This is a genomic window from Janibacter limosus NBRC 16128, assembly GCF_001570985.1.
In the GTDB taxonomy this organism is placed as follows: Bacteria; Actinomycetota; Actinomycetes; order Actinomycetales; family Dermatophilaceae; genus Janibacter; species Janibacter limosus.
Genome location: NZ_BCSS01000081.1, coordinates 1 through 3,263 on the forward strand (window position 1 = coordinate 1; position 3,263 = coordinate 3,263).

Annotated in this window: 4 protein-coding genes; 2 read left to right on the plus strand and 2 right to left on the minus strand. The window is 71.0% G+C overall.

The window, feature by feature from the left end; translation table 11 throughout:
• Together JLI01S_RS16315 and JLI01S_RS16320 are read right to left on the minus strand one after the other, a co-directional pair.
• Positions 1-322 (minus strand): trehalose-phosphatase (locus tag JLI01S_RS16315; RefSeq protein WP_281177475.1); only part of this gene is annotated, 322 nt, incomplete at its 3' end.
• Positions 319-1,755: an alpha,alpha-trehalose-phosphate synthase (UDP-forming) gene (locus JLI01S_RS16320; RefSeq protein WP_068266684.1), complete on the minus strand. Its 1,437-nt coding sequence runs from the start codon at positions 1,753-1,755 to the stop codon at positions 319-321. The genes JLI01S_RS16320 and JLI01S_RS16315, both read right to left, overlap by 4 nt.
• Before the next feature lie 86 nt (positions 1,756-1,841).
• Here JLI01S_RS16320 and JLI01S_RS16325 point away from each other — a divergent pair, with 86 nt between their 5' ends.
• Both JLI01S_RS16325 and JLI01S_RS16330 read left to right on the plus strand, forming a co-directional pair.
• Positions 1,842-2,270, plus strand: coding sequence for a CBS domain-containing protein (locus JLI01S_RS16325; RefSeq protein ID WP_068266687.1), 429 nt, complete (start codon positions 1,842-1,844; stop codon positions 2,268-2,270).
• A gap of 70 nt (positions 2,271-2,340) precedes the next feature.
• On the plus strand, positions 2,341-3,263 hold a 923-nt coding region (locus tag JLI01S_RS16330), incomplete at its 3' end, for a serine/threonine-protein kinase (protein ID WP_157075024.1).

Here is a 3,263-nt window from a genome sequence, read left to right on the forward strand (position 1 = left end):
CGGCGGCGGTGCCGTCGGGCAGGGCCGTCCCTGCGCTGGACTCGCCGCCGTGGCTGCCGATGCGGGTGACGGCCGAGCCGGCGAGCCCGGTCAGCCGGTCGAGGGTGGCCAGGTCGCGGCCGGACACGACGGCAGCCCAGGTGCCCTCTGCCGCAGCAAGATTGGTGAGGGACTCGAGAGTGCCCGGCTGGGCCCGGGAGTCCATCGGGTCGATGACGAAGGGGGCGAGCACCCCGTCGAAGTCCGTCGCGACGAGCAGCCGTGGGACGCCCGCGACGGTGGTCAGCGCCGTGGTGAGGTCCTGCGGGAGGGGCACCGTCATGCCCCCTTCGTCGGGGGCTTCTCGGGCGCCATCTCGAGGTTGGTGAGGAATCGGTCGGCCCATCGCTGCACGTCGTGGTCGGCGACCCTGCGGCGGGAGGCGCGCATGAGGCGGCGCTTGTCCTTGGGGTCGGTGCTGATGGCGCGCAGCATCGTCTGCTTCAGCCCCTCGATGTCGTGCGGGTTGCACACGAAGGACTGCTGCAGCTCGTGCCACGCCCCGGTGAACTCGCTGAGCACGAGCGCGCCGCCCAGGTCGTGCCGGCAGGTGACGTACTCCTTGGCGACGAGGTTCATGCCGTCGCGGAGCGGCGTGACGAGCATGACGTCGGCCACCTGGAAGAGAGCGGCCATCTCGTCGCGCGGGTAGCTCTGGTGCAGGTAGTGCATGGCGGGGGAGCCGAGGGCGGAGTAGGTGCCGTTGATCCGCCCGACCGTGGCCTCGACCTCGGAGCGCAGGTCCTTGTAGGCCCCGACACGCTCGCGGCTGGGGGTCGCCACCTGGACGAAGGTCACCTCGGGCGGCCGGAAGGCGTCCTGCGCCAGCAGCTCCTCGTAGGCCTTGAGGCGGTGGCGGATGCCCTTGGTGTAGTCGAGACGGTCGATCCCCAGCAGGACGATGTCGGGGTTGCCCAGCGAGGTGCGGATCTGCGCGGCCCGTGCCTGGACGGCTTCGCTCTTGGCCAGCGTCTCGAGGCCCTCGTAGTCGATGCTGATCGGGACGGCGGAGGCACGGACCACCCGCTCGTCACCGTTGGTGTCCTGCGTAGTCACGCACTCGCCACGGGTCGCGCGCCCGTCGAGCTGGCGGGCGGCCCGGACGAAGTTTTGTGCGTCGGTGGCCCGCTGGAAGCCGAGGTAGTCCGCACCGAGCAGCCCGTCGAGGATCTGTGAGCGCCAGGGCAGCTGGGCGAAGAGCTCGACCGGGGGGAAGGGGATGTGGTTGAACCAGCCGATGCGCAGGTCGGGCCGCAGCGCGCGCACCATGGCCGGGACGAGCTGGAGCTGGTAGTCGTGGACCCAGACCTTGGCCCCCTTCGCCGCGACCTGGCAGACCGCCTCGGCGAAGCGCTGGTTGACCGCCTGGTAGTCCTGCCACCACTCGCGGTGGAAGTGCGCCGGGACGATGACGTCGTGGTAGATCGGCCACAAGGTCTCGTTGCTGAAGCCCTCGTAGTAGGTCGTCAGCTCCTCCTCGGAGAGGGCGACGGGGTGCAGCCACATGCCCGACTCCTCGAAGGGGGCGGGAGCCTCGCCGGCCTCGCCCGCCCAGCCGACCCAGGCCCCATCACGGCCGCGCATCACCGAGTCCATCGCAGTGACCAGGCCACCGGGGGAGCGGTGCCACTCGCTCTGGCCATCGGGGGTGACGACGCGATCGACGGGCAGTCGGTTGGCGGCGATGACGAGGTCGAATGTGCGTTGACGTGGCACGGCGGTGCACCTCCGGGAGTTGTTGGGTCCACCCTATGTACCCCGGAGCCCTTCCCCCCACGCCCCCGGACCACTAACGTCGATACATGAAGATCTCGGACGTACTGCGCAGCAAGGGAACCGACGTCGTGACTGTCACGCCGGAGTCCTCCGTCGGTGAGCTCCTCGCCCGTCTGGCGGAGCATCGCATCGGCGCCGTGGTGGTCTCCTCGGGGGAGGGTCACGTCGACGGCATCGTCTCCGAGCGAGACGTCGTGCGACACATCCACAGCGACGGCGCCGCCGTCCTCGAGGGTCCGGTGAGCGCGATCATGACCGCCGAGGTGCACACCTGCGGGGAGCACGACGACATCAGCGAGCTGGAGAGCCAGATGACCGAGCGCCGCATCCGCCACGTCCCGGTGGTGCGGGAGGGCAAGCTGCTGGCCATCGTGAGCATCGGTGACGTCGTCAAGCACCGCATCCGCGACCTGTCGGCCGAGCGGGACCAGCTCGAGGCCTACATCACGCAGTGACCGTCACGCTCAGGAGGCATACAGGCGATGCTCCGACACCTCCCATGACACGCCTTCTACCCTTGGGGTCATGACGACACAGCTCCTCGGGGACGACCCCGCCCCTGACGGGCGTGGTGAGACGGGTGTGGCCGACTTCGACACGATCGGTCCCTACCGGGTGCTCCAGCAGCTGGGGCAGGGCGGGATGGGCATCGTCCACCTCGCTCTCGACGCTCGAGGCCGGGCCGTGGCCGTCAAGGTCCTGCGGTCCCACGTGGCGCACGACGAGGACGCCCGGGCGCGCCTGGCCCGCGAGGTCGACACGCTCGCGCGAGTGCGCTCGCAGCGGATCGCTCCCGTCTTCGACGCGGACCTCGAGGCCGACCAGCCCTACATCGTCACCCGCTATGTCCCCGGGCCGAGCCTCGAGCAGCGCGTCCGGGAGGACGGCCCGCTCGGCGCGGAGTCGCTCCTCGCCCTGGCGCGCGGTCTGGCCGAGGCGCTGCGCGCCATCCACGGCGTCGGCGTCATCCACCGCGACCTCAAGCCCGGCAATGTCCTCATGCTCGACGACGACCCGGTCGTCATCGACTTCGGCATCGCGCACGTCGTCGAGAGCTCGCGGATGACCATGACCGGCCTCGTGATGGGCACTCCCGGCTATCTCTCGCCCGAGCTGGTCGAAGGGGGCGACGTCACCCCTGCCACGGACTGGTGGGGCTGGGCGGCCACGCTCGTCTTCGCCGCCACGGGACGCTCCCCCTTCGGTCGTGGCGGGATGGAGGCGGTCCTCGCCCGGGTGTGCCGTGGTGACGCAGACCTGCGTGAGGTCGACCCGCAGCTGGCGCCGCTCCTGCACGCCGCCCTCGCGCCCGACCCGAGCCAGCGCCCCGACGCCGACGAGGTCCTCATGGCCCTCGAGGCGTGGGCCCGTGGCCGCCCCGTCACCGATGTGCTCCCGCAGCGCACCCGGGCCCTGCGTCCCGACGCGACCCGGGCGCTGCCGCCCGT